Raw genomic sequence first — 17,652 nt, 5'->3', positions numbered from 1 at the left:
CTCGGTCAGCCGAGGCGCGAGAGGATGTCGCCGCCGCCCGCGGCGGCGCGGCGGTACTTGGACTCCTCCTCCTCGTCCCGCGCGGTGTAGCCGCGGTTGCTCGCGTCCACCGCTTCCTTGATCCGCTGGAGGTAGCCCTTCAGCTTCTCGACGTCCTGGTTGACCTCGGTCTGCAGGTGCTGGAAGGCGCTGCCGCCGGCGCCCTTCCAGCCCGCCTTCACCGTGTCGACCATGTTCTGCAGCGCGCGGACCTGCTGTTCGAGTGTGGTCTGCATGCTTTGCAGCCGGTTGGACAGCGTGGTCAGATCATGGCGTTCGACATCGAGGTCACCTGCCATGGTCCCTCCCCCCAAGGTTGTGATGTGCGCGGGGATCCGTACGCGTGGCGCGGGCCCCCGGCGCGTCGTGGACCAACGACGCGCGACCTACTTTAGCCATCGCCTGTGACAGCCCCCACGGCATTCCCCGGCTCGCGGGCATTCCACCGGAACCCGGTATTCCGACCGGGATTCCGGCACCCCGTCACCGGGTGTTTTCCCGCCGTCCTCCGATCGGGCGATGCCGGGGTCCGGGTGCCCCGGACGGCCTTGCCATTCCTTGACGCCCCATCAGGCGCGCGGTACCCAGGAATGGCCAATCCGATCGGTCAACCGGAGTTCCGAAACGCCCGCGGGGCATTGCTCCGGCCACCGGCGAAGGGATCGTTCGTGAGACGACGCAGTGCTTGGCGACAGATCAGAGGATCCGGGCAGAATCGATACGCCGCGGCGGCCACCTCACGGCTGTCGCGGCTGTTGTGCGCGGTGGCCGTGGTGGCCGCCGCCGGAACCGGGACCGCGGTCCAGGCGGCGGCCCCCGCCACGGCCGCCACGGTGGCGGCCACCCCGCTGGGCCAGGTCGTTCCCGTACCCGCCTCGGTGCGACCGCACGGCGCGCCGTTCACCCTCACCCCGGCGACCCGGATCGACGTGGCGGCCCGGTCGCGCGCGGCCCGGCCGGTCGCCGACTACCTGGCCGGGCTGCTGCGGCCGGCCACCGGGTACCGGCTGCCGGTGACCGCCGCACGGACGGGCGGCGCGATCGTCCTGCGGCTCGACGGCGACCGGGCGCTCGGCGACGAGGGGTACCGGCTGACGTCCGGCCCGGGCGGCGTGGAGATCCGGGCGGCGCGGCCGGCCGGGCTCTTCCACGGCGTGCAGACGCTGCGTCAGCTGCTGCCGGCCGGCGTCGAACGCCACGTACGGCAGCACGGACCGTGGACCGTGGCCGGCGGCACCATCACCGACGTGCCCCGCTACTCCTACCGTGGCGCGATGCTGGACGTGGCCCGGCACTTCTTCACCGTGCCGCAGGTCGAGCGCTACATCGACGAACTCGCGCTGTACAAGGTCAACCGGCTCCACCTGCACCTCACCGACGACCAGGGCTGGCGGATCGCGGTCTCGGCGTACCCACGGCTGGCCTCCTACGGCGGTTCGACCGAGGTCGGCGGCGGGCCGGGCGGTTACTACACCAAGGCGCAGTACCAGCAGATCGTGCGGTACGCGGCGAGCCGGTTCCTGACCGTGGTGCCCGAGGTCGACATGCCGGCGCACACCAACGCGGCCCTCGCCTCCTACGCCGACCTCAACTGCAACGGGGTGGCGCCGCCGCTGTACACCGGCACCAAGGTCGGCTTCAGCTCGCTGTGCGTGCCCAAGGACGTCACCTACCGCTTCGTGGCCCAGGTGCTGCGCGAGATCGCGGCGCTGACCCCGGGGCCGTACCTGCACATCGGCGGGGACGAGGCGCACTCCACCAAGCCGGCCGACTACGTGTCGTTCATGGACCGGATCCAGCCGATCGTCGGCAAGCTGGGCAAGACGGTGATCGGCTGGCACCAGCTGACCGACGCCCACCCGGTGCGGGGCGCCATCGCGCAGTACTGGGGGACGGCGGGCAACGAGGCCAAGGTGGTGGCCGCCGCGAAGGCGGGCACCAAGCTGGTGATGTCCCCGGCCAACCACGCGTACCTGGACATGAAGTACAACCCCTCGTCGCCGCTGGGCCTCAACTGGGCGGGGTACGTGGAGGTGAAGGACGCCTACGGGTGGGATCCGGCCACGTTCCTGCGGGGTGCGCCGGCCTCGGCGGTGCTGGGCGTGGAGGCGCCGTTGTGGTCGGAGACCATCTCCACCGAGGACCACATCAACTACCTGGCGTTCCCGCGGCTGCCCGCCATCGCCGAGCTGGGCTGGTCGCCGGCGGCCACGCACAACTGGGAGTCGTTCCGCGTCCGGCTCGCCGCGCAGGGGCCGCGCTGGGACGCCCTCGGCATCGACTACTACCGTTCGCCGCAGGTCGGTTGGCCCGCCGCCAACCGCTGACGGCGGTGGCGTGAGCGGATGCCGGCCCCGCCCCGGGGCCCCTTCCCGGGCGGGGCCGGCCCCTTCGCCGCCGTACCGGCCCACCTCCCGGATATGGCCGGAAGTGCGCGCCGCATAGGGTGTCCGCCATGTCTTGGCCGCAGAACCCCGACGATCAGCACGCCTCCGAGCAGCCCAGCCCCGCGCCCGCGCCGGGGTTCGGGCCGCCGCCAGCCTGGACACCCACGGGGGAACAACCAGCCGTCACACCGCACAACGCACCGCCCTCCCCCGGGGTTCCCCAAGGACAGCCGCCCGCACCGCCGTTCCCGCCGCCGGGACAGCGACCGCCCACGCCGCACCAGCCGTACCCGCCGCAGCAACCGCCCGCCGGCCAGCCCTACGGCCAACAGCCCCACGGTTTCGGCGCGCCGGCCGGCTACGGCACGCCCCCGGCGCCTCCCGCGCCCGCGGCGCCCGGTCCCGCCCCGGCCGGCGGGGGCGGTCGCAAGGGGCTGTACGCGGCGATAGGCGGCGTGGTCGCGCTCGCCGTGATCGGCGGCGGTGCGGCCCTCTTCCTGGGCGGCGGTGACGACAAGAAGGACAAGGCCGGTCCGGCGCCGAGCGCGTCCGCCGCCCCGGATACCGCCGCTCCCCCGCCGGCCGGCCCGGGGCCCAACACCGACCAGCAGCTCAAGCCGCTGATCGCCGGCTGGCAGCCGCAGGCCAACGCCACCAACCACATCGCCTACGACGTGCCGCCCGCCGCCCAGCACTGGAAGCTCGGCACCGGCTCCTCCTACGTGGACGCCGCCGGCAAGCCGGTCGTGGCCGGCGAGGGCGAGGCCACCTACCGCGAGGGCGGCTGCGCCTCCGCGGACAACCCCAACGCCTTCGGCACCGCGGGCAAGGGCCAGCTGGCCACCGCCATCACCCAGGGCGGCCAGGGCGACCTGGGCACCAACGCGGTGAACGTGGCGGGCAACTGGGCGTTCGCCGCGTACGGCGGCAAGGCCCACAAGCCGAAGATCTCGATGGGCACGCCGGTGCCGTGGAAGCACAACGGCATCGACGGCTACATCGCCACCGCCAAGGTGACCGTCACCTACCGCCCCAGCGCCTGCGTACCGCCGACCGCCGTCTCCCGCGGCCTGGCGTACAAGGGCAAGGACGGGCAGGTGCACTGCTGGGTGCTCTTCGCCGACCAGGGCGTGCCGGACGCGCTGCCGATGGCCGACATCGACAAGATCACCAGCACCGTGCGCCCCTACCCGGCCGGCTGACCCGGGCCGCCGCGCACCGTGGCCGTCCGGCGGCGCCCGGCGTCCCGGACGACCACGGCCGCCCCGGCGATCGCCGCGACCAGCAGGACGGCGGCGCCCAGCGCGCAGACCGCGGTGCGCACCATGCGCTGGTGCGCGCGCTCCCCGGCGCCGAGCGGGGCCGGGGCGACGGCGGCGGCGAGCCGGGGGCGGCTGTCGGGCACCGGCCCGGCGCGCGGCGGGCCGTCCTCGGTGAGGGCGCGTACCGGGTCGACGACGCCCCAGCCGATGTCGTCGTTGCGTCCCCGGTCCACGCGTTCGGCGGTCTGCTCGATCTGCGCGACGACCTGGGCGGCCGTCCACTCCGGGTGGGCGGCGCGCAGCAGGGCGGCGACCCCGGCGACGTAGGGCGCCGAGAAGCTGGTGCCGTCGCCGACGCACTGGCCGCCGTAGGGCACCGTGGAGACCATGTCCACGCCGGGCGCGGCCACCCCGACGAAGGGGCCGGGCTGGGAGAACGCGGCGCGCTGGTTGTCGCGGTCGGAGGCGGCCACCGCGAGGACGCCGGGGTAGGCGGCCGGGTAGACGGTGCGGCGGCGGCCGTCGGCGCCGCCGTTCCCGGCGGCGGCCACCACGACCACGCCCCGGTCGACGGCGGCGGCGACGGAACGGGCCAGCCGCGGGTCGGGGACGTCCGGTCCGGTGGTGTCCTGGGAGATGTTGATGACGTCGGCCCCGGCGGCCACCGAGCGGTCGACGGCCTCGGCGAGGGTCAACGGGGTGCCGTGGCCCTGTCCGTCGTTCTGCCGCACCGGGATGATGGTGGCCTGCGGGGCGATGCCGACGAACCCGGTGCCGGCCGCCGGGCGGGCCGCGATGATGCCGGCCACCTCGGTGCCGTGGCCCACCGGGTCGGTGGTGGCGCCGCCGCCGGCCGCCCCGCCGACCAGGTCGATGCCGTCGCGGGCGTCGACGGCCCCCGCGAGCTGCGGGTTGTGGTCGTCGACGCCGGTGTCGATCACCGCGACCCGGACCCCCTTGCCCCGGGTGTGCTGCCACAACTGGTCGAGCAGCACCCGTTGCAGCGACCAGGGGGTGCCCGGGATCAGGGGCGCCGGGTAGGTGCACGCGCCGCCGCCGGTCAGGGCGGTGGCGGCGGTACCGGGTACGGCGACCGGGGCCGCGGTGAGCAGCGCGGCGAGCACGGCGAGCGGGGCGCGGAACGCCAGGGCGCGCCGGCCGCGGATCGGACGGCCCATCACGACCCCTGCGGCCGGCCGGCGGCGGCCATGTCGAGCGTGGGCCCCTTGGGCAGGAAGTCCGACCAGGCGCGGGGCACCGGAACGGGCCGTACCTGGGCGTAGCCGAGCCGGGTCTGCGCCTCGCCCGCCGGCTGCTGTCCGGCGGCGGACGCGTCCGCCGTCCCGCCGCCGGGCACCGCGTACCGCAGACCGGTGTCGGTGACCAGGTAGACCTGGCCGTTGTCGGGCTGGTTGGCGCCGGTGACCTGGCGGTAGAGGAGTCCGCTGCCGGGGGTGACGTAGGCGCTGGTGCCGTCGGCCACCGGGGCGGGGTAGTCCCGGCCGGCCCAGACCGCGGTCTTCGGGCGGCCCTGGTCGCCGATGGCGCCGAGGTAGACGCTGCACACCGTCTCCGCCTGGCCGGCCGCGTCGACCTGGACGGAGGGCGCCTGCGGCCAGTCGCGGTCGCCGTAGAAGGGGGTGCCGAGCGGGGTGAAGTCCTGGGCGGCGACCGGCTGGGGCTGCGGCAGGCCGCCCGGGTACATCGCGGTGACCTGGTGGCCGCCGTGTTCGGGGAGGTTGAGCAGGAGGCGGGCGACGAGGTCGGAGACCGGGGCGACGCCGCCGCGCAGGACGACGTACTTCTGCGGTCCGCCGGTGCCGGGGGCGGTGAGCACCATGCCGACCCGGTCGTGGCGCGGGTCGAGCCCGGGGACGCCGGCCCGGGTGCCGAGGCCGTCCACCACCGGGAACTCCAGCGGCCGGCCCTGGGTGAAGGTGGCGAGCCAGTCGGCGGTGACCGGCTGCGGGCGGGCGGCGGCGCCGGAGCGGCCGGTGGCGGCGAAGACGGTACGCACCAGCAGTTGCCGGTCGGCCGGGTCCATGGCGCCGCCCGCGGGGCCGCCGATGAGGTGGGCGGTGCCGGCCGGGTCCACCAGGTACTGGGCGCGGTCCGGGGTCTGGACGTAGAGCGCCTGGTCGCCGTGGAGGCGTCCGCCGCCCTCGGTGCGGGCGGCGTCGCGGCCGGAGAGGACGAAGGCGGCCTTGCGCACCGCGCCCGCGTCGCCGCCGTCCGGTTCCTCGCACACCGCCCACTGCTTGGCGGTGCCCGCGTCCTGGGCGGAGGGCATCCGGTCGGGGGCGTAGGGGATGCCGAGGGTGGGGCCGTGCGGCAGCTTGCCGTTGTCGAGCACCGACTCGTCGACCTTGAGGACGCCGAACTGCCGTGGATCCAGCAGGAGTTTGGCGGAGGCGAGGTTGAGCACCGGGTGGAGTTCGCGCCGTCCGCCCGATTCGAGGACCACGTACCGGGTGGTCGACTCGCTGCCGACGAGCACCTTGGCGCCGGGGGTGTCCCAGTGCTCGGGGGCGCCCGGTCTGATCATCCCCCAGGCGCCGAAGCCGGCGAGCAGCAGCGCCCCGGCGGCCAGCCCCGGGCCCAGCGCCTTCAGCGGCCGTGGCGCCCCCTCGTCGGAGCCGCCGGCCGAGGGGCGCAGGAACGCGGCCACGGTCCTTTTGCGTGCGAAGGTGTAGGCGTTGAGCTCGTCCCGCCGTGAAGCCATGCCTGCGTGTGCCTCCCCCAGCCGTGCACGTTCCGGACGCTGTCGGCCGGACGTCACCGGTGGCCCGTTCCGGGCGCGCTCGGCGCTCGCCGGACGGGCGTTGTCGTACCGGGCCTCTACTATGCCGGTTGAGGGTCGGGGTGTGCCGCGCGGGTGCGGCTGGGCGCTCCGGACCGGCGACCGCGGCAGGGCGGTTCGCGGCAGTACGCGCAGGGGGTGGCGGGGATGAGCGGCACGGTGACGGTCCGGGGGGCGCGGCGCGCTTCCGGTGCGCCGGACCCGCGGGCCGGTGCGTCCGGTCCCGGTGTGGTGCCCCGGCCGCAGCCCCGGACGGGGCGGCTGGGCCCGGTGCGGTTGCAGCAGTTGGTGCTGGTGGAGGCGGCGGCGGCCGTGCTGCTGCTGGCGTACGTCACCGAGCCGTGGCTGCTGGTGCCGGCCGCGGTGGTGGCCGCAGCGCTGGTGCTGGTGGCGGTGGTGCGGCGCAGGCATCGGCCGGCCCTGGAGTGGCTGCTGGCGGCCTGGGGGCTGGCCCGGCGCCGCAGGTCCGCGACCGGGTCCCCGGCGGCCGGGGTCGATCCGGGGTTCGCCCCCGCCGTGGAGTGCGATCCGAGTCTGCGCACCTACCGCTGGACGGGCCGGGGCGGGCGGGAGGCCGGGCTGGTGGGGGACGGCACGTTCCTCTCCGCGGTGCTCCTGGTCCAGTCGCGCGACCGTCCGCTGCGCCCGGGGCGCACCGCGCGTCCGCTGCCGCTGGATTTGCTGTACGGGGCGCTGGAGGTGGACGGCATACGCCTGGAGTCGGTGCAGGTGGTCCAGCACACCCAGCCGGCGCCGGCCCCGCATCTGCCCGGTGAGGCGCTGGCCGCCCGCTCCTACGGTCCGTTGCAGGCCGGTTCGGGGGCGCCCGCGGTGCGGCTGACGTGGGTGGCGCTCAAGCTCGACCCGCAGTTGTGCGCGGAGGCGGTGCGGGCCCGGGGCGGTGGCCTGGCCGGGGCGCAGCGGGCGGTGGTGCGGGCGGCCGACCAGCTCGCCGCGCGGTTGGCGGCGGCCGGTTTCGAGGCGACGCTGCTGACCGAGGCGGAGCTGATGTCGGCGGTGGAGACGGCGAGTTGCGCCAACCCGCGAGCCGGCGAGCGGGCGGGCCGGGCGGACGTCCCGGCGCGCCGCACCCGGGAGACGGCCCGCACCTGGCGGTGCGACGACCGCTGGCACACCACGTACTGGGTGGCCCGCTGGCCCCGGTTGGGCCCCGGGGCCACCCCGGCGCCCAACCTGGTCGCGCTGCTCACCTCGATGCCCGCGCTGGCGAGCACCTTCTCGCTCACCGTGGGCCGTGGGCCGGGCGGCGGGGCGGCGCTCACCGGGCACGTGCGGATCACCGGGCGCAGCGACGGTGAACTGACGGCGGCGCGTCGGCAGTTGGAGCGGGCGGCGCGCGGGGTCAAGGTCGGTCTGGTGCGCCTGGACCACGAGCAGGTGCCGGGGGCGCTGGCGACGCTGCCGTTGGGAGGTACGCGGTGAGGGCACGGGGTCGGCTGGGTTCGGGGCTGCGCGGGCCGCGCCGGGTGCGGCACACGCTGCCGGTGGAGCAGCTCGGCGGCGTCGGTCTGCCGGTCGGTGACGACGGCGTGGTGATCGGCGCGGACGCCCAGGGCAGACCGGCGGTGCTGGGGCTGGGGCGGCCTGCCCCGCTGGAGGTCGTGCTGGTCGGCGGGGTGTGGACGGCCCAGGTGATCGCGTTGCGCACCGCGGCCGTCGGGGCCCGGGTGGCCGTGGAGACCGGCCGGCCCCGGTTGTGGTCGGCGCTGGCCCAGGCGGCGGGCGGCGGCCAGCAGTGCGTGACGGTGCACGAGGTCGGCCGGGTGCCGCCGCAGGGCGCCTCGGTGACCTCGCCGGTGCTGGTGGTGCGGGACGCCGGGATACGGCCGCCCCGGGGACGGGTGACGGCGGCGCCGTGGCAGTCGGTGCTGACGCTCCTTCCGTACCTGGGGCCCACCGCGCCGCAATTGCTGGAGAGCGCCTCGGTGGTGGGTGTCCAGCGGGTCTCGCCGGACGAGGCACGGCTGATCGGCCGGGTGATGTCGGTGCCGGCGCCGGAGGCCGGGACGCTGCCGGAGCTGGCCGACAACGTCACGATGTGGTGTACGCGCACGTACCGCGAGGTGGTCACCACCCGGCCGACCGCGGAGGAGACGGCGCTGCTCGGCGTCGCCCGCCGGGTGGACTGACGGCGGCGCCGGGTTGTCGGGCCGCTCGCCCCGGCCGCCGGGTACGGCGGGGGCGGGACGGCCTCGCCGTGGTGGCGGGGTGAAGGCCCTGCCGTCGAGGGGCGCGGCACGATTAGGCTGTCCTTGAGAGCGGCAGGGAGTGCGTACGGGCAGGTGTCCCGTCCGGGCTCCGCGGGACCCCTGGAACACGGAGCGGGGGCCGGCCGGCGCGGGCTGCCGCGGTGCGGGGGACAGTTCCACCGTGGGACGCGGCGGTCGCCGCCGCCACCCTCAAGTGCCGCGCGCCCGCGACGACATGGCCGTTCGCGAGCATGACAGCGATCCAGGAGGCACAGTGAGCAGCGATCGGGACGAGAACCGCGTCGGCGGCGACGGGCGGTCGACCGAAGCCGACTACACGGGCGAGTTCACCATCGACTACACGCCGCCCGCCTGGTACATGACGAATGGTGAGGACGCCGGTGGTTCGTCCGCGACCGAGGAGTCCGAGTCGGCGCCCGCGCCCAAGGTGGTGCCGCCGCCCCCGCAGGGCCCGCCGCTGATCCCGGCGCCGGGCGACACCGGCGCGTCCGGCGTGCGGGCGGACGACCCGGCGCCGGACGGGGGCGAGCCCAAGGGCGCGGTGCCCCACCAGTCCACGATGCGCTTCAGCGCGCTGTCGCTGAAGGACCCCAAGAAGCTCCAGGAGCCCGCCGCCGGCCCCGCGGAGGCCGCGGGCAGCACCGTCGTGCCGGACAACCCGGGGATGTCGCCGGAGGTGTCCCGCTCCACCGAACGGTTCTCGGCGCTGTCGATGAAGAAGCTCAAGGAGGCGGCGGGTCCGGGCGATCCGGCCGGCCCGTCGCAGGCCGCCGCGGCCCAGTCGACCCCGTCGGCCACCCCGGCGCCGGCCGCGCCGCCCGCCGCCCCGGCCACCGGCGACGCCGCCGACCCCGCCGGTCCCCGGCCCCCCGCCCCCGCGCAGCCGCCGGCCGCCCCGGCGCCCGCCGTTCCGCCCGTCCCCGAGACGCCCCCGGCCGACGCCGCGCCCGGCGGCACCCCGACGGCACCGGCCCCCGCGCCGCCGTGGGCGCAGGCCGACGCGACGCACGGCGCCGCCGCCGAGGGCGCCCCGCACCCGGCCCCGCCCAACGCGACCCCGCCGCCGGCCGCGCCGCAGCCCGCCGCCCCCGGCTGGCCGCCCGCGCCCGCCCCGCAGAACGCGGTGCCGCCGCTGCCGCCGCAGTACCAGCCGGCCCCGCCGCCCGCCGCCCCGCCCGCGCCGCACCCCGCCGACGCCGCGCCCCCGGCACCGCAGCCGCCGGCCCCCGGCTACCCGCCGCACATGCCGCCGCCCGGCCCGGCGTACCCGGCCAACCCGTACGCCACCGGCGCCCCGTTGCCGCCGCCCGCCCCGGGCCCCGACGGCACCGCCCAGCAACCCCCGCTCAACGCACCGGCGTTCGGCGGCCACCCCGCCAACCCGCCCGCCCCGCCCACCGGTTACGGCTACCCGCAGCCGCCCGCGCAGCCCCATCCGCCGCAGCCCGGCTACGGCTACCCGCACCCCGGCCAGCCCGGCGTGCCGATGCCGCCGGCCACCCCGGACGGCGTCCAGCCGCCGGCCGATCCGCGTACCGGCGGCTGGCCCACGGTCTCCCCCGAGCAGCGGCAGCGCACCGTGGGCGGGGCCCCGCTGGGGTACACCGCGGCCGTCGAGCTCTCCTCCGACCGGCTGCTGCGCAACCAGCCCAAGGTCCGCAAGCCCGGCGGCAACCTGCCCGGCCGCTCCCCGTTCCGCATCGGCGGCAAGGCGGCCGAGGCCGAGCGCCAGCGCAAGCTTGAGCTGATCCGCACCCCGGTGCTCTCCTGCTACCGGATAGCCGTGATCAGCCTCAAGGGCGGCGTCGGCAAGACCACCACGACCACCGCGCTGGGCTCCACCCTCGCCTCCGAGCGGCAGGACAAGATCCTGGCGATCGACGCCAACCCGGACGCCGGCACGCTCGGCCGCCGGGTGCGCCGGGAGACCGGCGCCACCATCCGCGACCTGGTGCAGGCCATCCCGTACCTGCACAGCTACATGGACATCCGGCGGTTCACCTCGCAGGCCCCCTCCGGGCTGGAGATCATCGCCAACGACGTGGACCCGGCGGTCTCCACGACCTTCAACGACGAGGACTACCGGCGCGCCATCGACGTGCTGGGGCGGCAGTACCCGATCATCCTCACCGACTCGGGCACCGGGCTGCTCTACAGCGCCATGCGCGGCGTGCTCGACCTCGCCGACCAGCTCATCATCATCTCCACCCCCTCCGTCGACGGCGCCAGCAGCGCCAGCACCACGCTGGACTGGCTCTCCGCGCACGGCTACGCCGAGCTGGTGCAGCGCAGCCTGACGGTGATCTCCGGGGTCCGCGAGACCGGCAAGATGATCAAGGTCGAGGACATCGTGGCCCACTTCGAGACCCGCTGCCGGGGGGTCGTGGTGGTGCCGTTCGACGAGCACCTGGCCGCGGGCGCCGAGGTCGACCTGGACATGATGCGGCCCAAGACACGGGAGGCGTACTTCAACCTCGCCGCGATGGTCGCCGAGGACTTCACCCGGGCCCAGCAGGCACAAGGGCTGTGGACGCAGGGCGAGGGCCAGGCGCAGCCGCCGCACCTGGCACCCCCGGTGCCGGGCCAGGGCCAGCCGTACGGCACCGGGGAGGGCGCCTTCCCGGCGGCGCCGTACGGGGCCGTGCCGCCCGGCTACGCCCCGGCCCCCGGCCCTGCGCCGCACTGGCCGGCGCAGCCCGGCTCCGTCGAACGGCAGGGCCAGTCCGGCCCCGACCAGGCTCCCCCGCAGCAGCACCCCGGCGCCGAGCACCCGCCGCCCGGCTGGCCGCAGCCGCCGCAGGGGTACGGCTACCCGCCGCCCCCGCCGCCGCAGCAGTGACGCCCTGACACCGCACGCTAGAAGGGGCCGCCCGGACGCGAGACGTCCGGGCGGCCCCTTCTTCCGTATCCGCCGGGCGGCGGGGCTCACGCCTCCGCCGACTCCAGCAGTTCCCGGGCCCGCTTGACGTCGTCGGCCATCCGCTCCAGCAGCGCGTCCACGGAGTCGAACTTCTCCTGGCCGCGCAGGAACGCCAGGAAGTCCACGGCCACGTGGAGCCCGTACAGGTCCAGGCCCACCCGGTCGATGGCGTACGCCTCGACGGTGCGGGCGGTGCCGTCGAAGGTCGGGTTGGTGCCCACCGAGATCGCGGCGGGCATCACCTCGCCCTCGACCACCAGCCATCCGGCGTAGACGCCGTCCGCCGGGATCGCCGAGTGCGGCAGCGTCTCCACGTTGGCGGTGGGGTAGCCCAGCGCCCGGCCGCGCTGCGCTCCGCGCACCACGACGCCCTCGACGCGGTGCGGGCGGCCCAGGATCTCCATCGCGCCGGCCACGTCGCCCTCGGCGATCAGCCGCCGGGTCAGGGTGGAGGAGAACGGCAGTCCGCCGCCGGCCTCACCGGTCACGAACAGGTCGACCACCTCGACCTCGTAGTCGTACTTCAGGCCCAGCGCCGACAGGTACTCCACGTCGCCGGCGGCCTTGTGGCCGAAGCGGAAGTTGGGGCCCTCCACGACCACCTTGGCGCCCAGCGCCTCCACCAGCACGGTGCGCACGAAGTCCCCCGCCGACAGCTCGGAGAACTCGGTGGTGAACGGCAGGATCAGCAGCGCGTCCACGCCCAGTTCGGCCATGAGTTCGGCGCGCCGGTGGTGGGCGGCGAGCAGCGGCGGGTGGCTGCCGGGGCGGACCACCTCGCTGGGGTGCGGGTCGAAGGTGACCACGACCGACGGGATGCCCAGCTCCCGGGCGCGTTCCACGGCCCGCCCGATGATGAGCTGGTGCCCGCGGTGGACGCCGTCGTACGAGCCGATGGTGACGACGCTCCGCCCCCATCCCCCGGGAACGTCCTCCAAGCCCCGCCAGCGCTCCACTGTGACCGCTCCTCGCCCGACCGATTGACTCTTTCGATGTGCCGGGTCCAAGACTACGGGGTCGGGCGGGGGCCACCGGCCGCCGGGCCGGGCCGCACGCCGGCCGGCCCGCGGTGCCCGGGCCGCCCCGGCGGCCCCGCCGGTCAGGCGAAGCCGGCGAGGATCTTCGTCTCCCCGCGCCGCTCCTCGACCAGCGCGATGAACCTCTCCTGCGGCCCGAAGACCGCTATGGGGCCGGGGCCGAGCCCGGGGGCCTTCTGCCGTACGCCGTTGATCAGCCGGCGGGCCTTCTCCTCGTCCACGTCCCAGCGCGGGAACGCCGCCGCGGCGGCCTCGCCGATGGGCAGCACGCCGAAGGAGTCGGTGAGCTGCTCCAGGGTGTGCGCCTGCTCCAGGGTGTAGGGGCCGACCCGGGTGCGGCGCAGCGCGGTCAGGTGGCCGCCGGTGCCCAGGTCGGCGCCGAGGTCGCGGGCGAGCGCCCGCACGTAGGTGCCCGAGGAGCAGTCGACGGTGACGTCCAGGTCGAGCAGCGGGGTGCCGTCGGCCGCGGTGGCCTGGCGCACCTCGTGCAGCGTGAACGCGGAGACGGTCACCGGCCGCGCGGCCAGCTCGAACTCCTCGCCGGCCCGCACCAGCCGGTGCGAGCGCTGCCCGTCCACCTTGATCGCGCTGACCTTGGCGGGCACCTGGAGGATGTCGCCGGTCAGCTTGGCGATGCCGGTGTCGATCGCCGCCCGGGTGACCCGCGCCGCGGAGGCGGTGGCGGTCACCTCGCCCTCGGCGTCGTCGGTGACGGTGTCCTGGCCGAGCCTGATGGTGGCCTGGTACGTCTTGCTGGTCAGCGCCAGGTGGCCGAGGAGCCGGGTGGCCCGTTCGACGCCGATCACCAGCACGCCGGTGGCCATCGGGTCCAGCGTGCCGGCGTGGCCCACCCGCCGGGTGCCGGCCAGCTTGCGGATCCGGGAGACGACGGTGTGCGAGGTGAGCCCGGCGGGCTTGTCGACGACGACCAGCCCGTCCGGACCCGTGCCGGAGCGCCTCACGCCTCGTCCGCGGTGTCGTCGCCGTCGTCCGCGGCCGGCTTGCGGTACGGGTCGGCTTCCCCGGCGTACCCCTTGCCCTCGGCGGCCCGGCGGACCTCGTCGTCGGAGGCGCGCGCCTTGGCCAGCAGGTCGTCGATGGTACGGGCGGTGTCCGGGACGGCGTCCAGCACGAAGGTGAGGGTCGGGGTGAAACGCACCCCGGTCTGCCGGCCGACCTCGGAGCGCAGCACGCCCTTGGCGCTCTCCAGCGCCGCCGCCGAGGCGGTCCGTTCCTCCTCGTCGCCGAGGACCGTGTAGAAGACGGTCGCCTCCCGCAGGTCACCGGTGACCCGGGTGTCGGTGATCGTCACGTAGCCCAGCCGCGGATCCTTGATCCGGCGCTGCAGGGTCTCCGCGACCACGACCCGGATGCGGTCCGCCAGCTTGCGCGCCCGCGCGGTGTCGGTCACTTGTCCGTCTCCTTCTTCTCACTGCGTTGACGTGGCGACATGACGCTCTCAGTCGTCGTCGCCGTGGAAGCGCTGCCGTGCCGACAGCAGATCCACCTCGGGCCGGGAGGCCATCCAGCGTTCGCACCGGTCCAGTACGTCCCGGACGAAGGCCGGCTCCCCCGACACCACGGCGATGCCGATCTCGGCCCGCCGGTAGAGGTCCTGGTCGCCGGTCTCCGCGGCGCTCACCGCGAAACGGCGGCGCAGCTCGGCGACGATCGGGCGGACCACGGACCGTTTCTCCTTCAGCGATCGCACGTCGCCGAGGAGGAGGTCGAAGGAACAGGTCCCTACATACATGGGCAACAGGTCAGAGCCGACCTGGCAGGCACTCGTCGTTGTGCCCCCGGTGACAGGGGCGCTCACTGTGGTGCACGGTACCCGCAACGGCCGGGGCCGATCGACGGAATTTCCTCCGCCGACCGGCCCCGGTGCGGCCGGCCCGGCGCCCCGCCCACCCGTGGTGGGCCAGGGCGTACCCGGACCGGCCTCCGCTCGCGTCAGCCGCGCGGCTTCTCCCGCATCTCGTAGGTCGCGATGACGTCGTCGACCTTGATGTCGTTGAAGTTGCCGAGGTTGATACCGCCCTCGAAGCCCTCGCGGATCTCGGTGACGTCGTCCTTGAAGCGACGCAGCCCCTCGATCGTGAGGTTCTCCGCGACGACCTTGCCGTCCCGGATGAGGCGGGCCTTGGTGTTCCGCCGGACCTCGCCGGAGCGGATGAGCACACCGGCGATGTTGCCCAGCTTGGAGGAGCGGAAGATCTCGCGGATCTCCGCGGTACCCAGCTCGACCTCTTCGAACTCCGGCTTGAGCATGCCCTTCAGGGCCGCCTCGATCTCCTCGATGGCCTGGTAGATCACCGAGTAGTACCGGACGTCGACGCCCTCGCGCTCGGCCATCTGCGTGGCGCGGCCCTCGGCCCGCACGTTGAAGCCGATGACGATGGCGTCGGAGCCCGCCGCCAGGTTGATGTCGGACTCGGTGACCGCACCCACACCGCGGTGCAGGACGCGGATGTCCACCTCGTCGCCGACGTCGAGCTGGAGCAGCGCCGACTCCAGGGCTTCCACCGAACCGGAGGCGTCGCCCTTGATGATGAGGTTGAGCTGCTGCACCTCGCCGGCCTTGAGGGCCTTGTCCAGGTCCTCCAGGGAGATGCGCACACCCTTGCGGGCGAACGCGGCGTTCCGCTCGCGGGCGGCGCGCTTCTCGGCGATCTGGCGGGCCGTGCGGTCCTCCTCGACCACGAGGAAGTTGTCGCCGGCGCCGGGCACGTTGGTCAGACCGAGCACCAGGACCGGGGTGGAGGGGCCGGCCTCCTCGACGTTGTTGCCGCTGTCGTCGAGCATCGCCCGGACCCGGCCGTACGCGTCGCCGACCACCATGGTGTCGCCGACCCGCAGCGTGCCGCGCTGGACGAGCACGGTGGCCACGGCGCCCCGGCCGCGGTCGAGGTGGGCCTCGATCGCGATGCCCTGGGCGTCCTGCTCGGGGTTGGCCCGCAGGTCCAGCGCCGCGTCCGCGGTGAGGACCACGGCCTCCAGCAGGCCGTCGATGTTGGTGCCCTGCTTGGCGGAGATGTCGACGAACATGGTGTCGCCGCCGAACTCCTCGGCCACCAGGCCGTACTCGGTCAGCTGACCGCGCACCTTCATCGGGTCGGCGCCCTCGACGTCGATCTTGTTGACCGCGACGACGATCGGCACGTCGGCCGCCTTGGCGTGGTTGAGCGCCTCGACGGTCTGCGGCATGACGCCGTCGTTGGCCGCGACCACCAGGATCGCGATGTCGGTCGACTTGGCACCACGGGCACGCATGGCGGTGAACGCCTCGTGACCGGGGGTGTCGATGAAGGTGATGCGCCGGTCCTCACCGTTGACCTCGGTGGCCACCTGGTACGCACCGATGTGCTGGGTGATGCCGCCGGCCTCGCCCGCGACCACGTTGGTCTTGCGGATCGCGTCGAGCAGGCGGGTCTTACCGTGGTCGACGTGACCCATGACGGTCACCACCGGCGGACGCGGCATCAGCGCTTCGTCGCCGCCCTCGTCCTCGCCGAACTCGATGTCGAAGGACTCGAGCAGCTCGCGGTCCTCCTCCTCCGGGCTGACGATCTCGACGACGTAGTTCATCTCGTCGGCGAGCAGCTGGAGGGTCTCGTCGGAGACCGACTGGGTCGCGGTGACCATCTCGCCGAGGTTCAGCATGACCTGGACCAGCGAGGCCGGGTTGGCGTTGATCTTCTCCGCGAAGTCGGTGAGGGACGCACCGCGCGAGAGGCGAACGGTCTGGCCGTTGCCGCGCGGCAGCATCACGCCGCCGACGGACGGGGCCTGCATGGCCTCGTACTCCTGGCGCCGCTGCCGCTTCGACTTGCGGCCACGGGCCGGACGCCCGCCCGGACCACGGCCGAAGGCACCCTGCGTGCCGCCACGGCCACCCGGACCACCGGGACGGCCGCCGAAGCCGGGACGACCGCCGAAGCCGCCGCCACCACCGGGACCGCCGCCACCCGGACGGCCGGCGAAACCGCCGCCACCGCCGGGACGACCGGCACCGCCGCCGCCACCGGGACGGCCTGCGAAGCCGCCGCCGGGACGACCGGCACCGCCGCCCGGACGCCCGGCACCGCCGGGACGACCGCCGCCGGGGCCCGGACGCGGACCGGCCGCGGGACGCTGCGGCATCATGCCCGGGTTGGGACGCGGACCGCCGGGGCCCGCCTGCGGACGCGGCATCGAGCCGGGGCTCGGCCGCGGACCGCCCTGGCCGCCGGGGCGCGGCGCGCCCTGCGGACGCGGACCGGCACCGGGGGCACCCGGGCCCGGACGCGGACCGCCGGGACGGGCACCGCCCGGGGCCTGCGGACGCGGCATGCCGGTGCTGCCGGACGAGCTGAACGGGTTGTTGCCCGGACGCGGGCCGGCCGGACGCGGCGCGCCCTGACCCGGGGCCGGACGCGACGGACGGTCGCCGCCGGGGCGCGGACCGCGGTCACGCGGGCCGGGACCCGGACGCTGACCGCCCGGACGCGGGCCGGAGCCACCCGGGCGCGGCGCGGCCGGGCCCGGGGCCGCCGGAGCCGCCGGAGCCGCCGGGGAGGAGAACTCCGCGGCGGGCGCGGGCTGGGCCGGGCCGGGCTTGGGGCCGGGACGCGGGCCGGGGGACGCCGCCGGACGCGGGGCCTGCTGCGGCGCGGGGGCCGGGGCGGGCGCGGGCGCGGCGGCGGCCGGCTTCGGCGCCGCGGGGCCGGGCTTGGGCGCGGCCGGACGGGCCGGACCCGGGGTGGGGGCCGGCTTGCCGGGCGCCTGCTTGCGCGGCGCGGACGGCTTGGCGGAGGAACCGGCGCCGCCGTTCCCCTGCTGGAGAGCATCAGTCAATTTACGAACAACCGGCGCCTCGATCGTCGAGGACGCCGAACGGACGAATTCACCAAGTTCTTGGAGCTTGGCCATGACGACCTTGCTCTCGACTCCCATTTCCTTGGCGAGTTCGTATACCCGGACCTTAGCCACATCGC

13 protein-coding genes are annotated in these 17,652 nt (G+C 75.5%); 5 read left to right on the top strand and 8 right to left on the bottom strand.

The window, feature by feature from the left end; translation table 11 throughout:
- Positions 1-5: 5 nt before the first annotated feature.
- Positions 6-338 carry a WXG100 family type VII secretion target gene (locus SCATT_RS21300; RefSeq protein ID WP_014145212.1) on the bottom strand — a complete coding sequence of 111 codons (333 nt, stop codon included), beginning with the start codon at positions 336-338 and terminating at the stop codon, positions 6-8.
- A 465-nt stretch (positions 339-803) separates the two neighbouring features.
- Between SCATT_RS21300 and SCATT_RS21295 the strand changes: the two genes are divergently transcribed.
- Together SCATT_RS21295 and SCATT_RS21290 are read left to right on the top strand one after the other, a co-directional pair.
- The gene (locus tag SCATT_RS21295; protein WP_014145210.1) at positions 804-2,366 is read left to right on the top strand and encodes a beta-N-acetylhexosaminidase; all 1,563 of its coding nucleotides are present in this window, start codon (positions 804-806) and stop codon (positions 2,364-2,366) included.
- 515 nt (positions 2,367-2,881) lie between these two features.
- Positions 2,882-3,628 carry a hypothetical protein gene (locus SCATT_RS21290; protein WP_014145209.1) on the top strand — a complete coding sequence of 249 codons (747 nt, stop codon included), beginning with the start codon at positions 2,882-2,884 and terminating at the stop codon, positions 3,626-3,628.
- On the opposite strand, the gene mycP is transcribed toward SCATT_RS21290, so the two are convergent.
- On the bottom strand, positions 3,613-4,866 hold the full coding sequence (gene mycP / locus SCATT_RS21285; protein ID WP_014145208.1) for a type VII secretion-associated serine protease mycosin: 1,254 nt from the start codon (positions 4,864-4,866) through the stop codon (positions 3,613-3,615). The genes SCATT_RS21290 and mycP overlap by 16 nt on opposite strands.
- Positions 4,866-6,410: a type VII secretion protein EccB gene (gene eccB / locus SCATT_RS21280; RefSeq protein ID WP_014145207.1), complete on the bottom strand. Its 1,545-nt coding sequence runs from the start codon at positions 6,408-6,410 to the stop codon at positions 4,866-4,868. Before eccB ends, mycP begins: the two co-directional genes overlap by 1 nt.
- 225 nt (positions 6,411-6,635) lie before the next feature.
- Between eccB and eccE the strand changes: the two genes are divergently transcribed.
- From eccE to SCATT_RS21265, 3 genes are all read left to right on the top strand, one after another.
- Positions 6,636-7,931, top strand: a complete 1,296-nt coding sequence (gene eccE / locus SCATT_RS21275) for a type VII secretion protein EccE (protein WP_014145206.1) — start codon at positions 6,636-6,638, stop codon at positions 7,929-7,931.
- Positions 7,928-8,638: a hypothetical protein gene (locus SCATT_RS21270; protein WP_014145205.1), complete on the top strand. Its 711-nt coding sequence runs from the start codon at positions 7,928-7,930 to the stop codon at positions 8,636-8,638. Before eccE ends, SCATT_RS21270 begins: the two co-directional genes overlap by 4 nt.
- Before the next feature lie 334 nt (positions 8,639-8,972).
- A complete protein-coding gene (locus SCATT_RS21265) occupies positions 8,973-11,558 on the top strand; it encodes an SCO5717 family growth-regulating ATPase (protein ID WP_014145204.1) in 2,586 nt (861 codons plus the stop codon).
- 86 nt (positions 11,559-11,644) lie between these two features.
- Here the strand turns inward: SCATT_RS21265 and SCATT_RS21260 are convergent, their stop codons facing one another.
- The 5 genes from SCATT_RS21260 to infB form a co-directional block, all read right to left on the bottom strand.
- Positions 11,645-12,595 carry a bifunctional riboflavin kinase/FAD synthetase gene (locus tag SCATT_RS21260; RefSeq protein WP_014145203.1) on the bottom strand — a complete coding sequence of 317 codons (951 nt, stop codon included), beginning with the start codon at positions 12,593-12,595 and terminating at the stop codon, positions 11,645-11,647.
- A 143-nt stretch (positions 12,596-12,738) separates the two neighbouring features.
- The gene (gene truB, locus SCATT_RS21255; RefSeq protein WP_014145202.1) at positions 12,739-13,638 is read right to left on the bottom strand and encodes a tRNA pseudouridine(55) synthase TruB; all 900 of its coding nucleotides are present in this window, start codon (positions 13,636-13,638) and stop codon (positions 12,739-12,741) included.
- A complete protein-coding gene (gene rbfA, locus SCATT_RS21250; protein WP_014145201.1) occupies positions 13,635-14,087 on the bottom strand; it encodes a 30S ribosome-binding factor RbfA in 453 nt (150 codons plus the stop codon). The genes truB and rbfA overlap by 4 nt, the downstream gene beginning before the upstream one ends.
- Positions 14,088-14,135: 48 nt before the next feature.
- On the bottom strand, positions 14,136-14,429 hold the full coding sequence (locus tag SCATT_RS21245) for a DUF503 domain-containing protein (protein ID WP_041824918.1): 294 nt from the start codon (positions 14,427-14,429) through the stop codon (positions 14,136-14,138).
- 200 nt (positions 14,430-14,629) lie between these two features.
- Positions 14,630-17,647, bottom strand: coding sequence for a translation initiation factor IF-2 (gene infB / locus SCATT_RS36725; protein WP_014628451.1), 3,018 nt, complete (start codon positions 17,645-17,647; stop codon positions 14,630-14,632).
- Positions 17,648-17,652 lie beyond the last annotated feature (5 nt).

Source organism: Streptantibioticus cattleyicolor NRRL 8057 = DSM 46488 (assembly GCF_000240165.1).
In the GTDB taxonomy this organism is placed as follows: domain Bacteria; phylum Actinomycetota; class Actinomycetes; order Streptomycetales; family Streptomycetaceae; genus Streptantibioticus; species Streptantibioticus cattleyicolor.
The sequence above is the reverse complement of the archived record's forward strand: the minus strand, read 5'-3'. Positions and strand labels throughout refer to the sequence as shown.

Bases quoted from the DNA above. Each gene is read 5' to 3' on its own strand.
- SCATT_RS21300 (WP_014145212.1), bottom strand. From the start codon at position 338: ATGGCAGGTGACCTCGATGTCGAACGCCATGATCTGACCACGCTGTCC.
- mycP (WP_014145208.1), bottom strand. From the start codon at position 4,866: ATGGGCCGTCCGATCCGCGGCCGGCGCGCCCTGGCGTTCCGCGCCCCG.
- eccB (WP_014145207.1), bottom strand. From the start codon at position 6,410: ATGGCTTCACGGCGGGACGAGCTCAACGCCTACACCTTCGCACGCAAA.
- eccE (WP_014145206.1), top strand. From the start codon at position 6,636: ATGAGCGGCACGGTGACGGTCCGGGGGGCGCGGCGCGCTTCCGGTGCG.
- SCATT_RS21245 (WP_041824918.1), bottom strand. From the start codon at position 14,429: ATGTATGTAGGGACCTGTTCCTTCGACCTCCTCCTCGGCGACGTGCGA.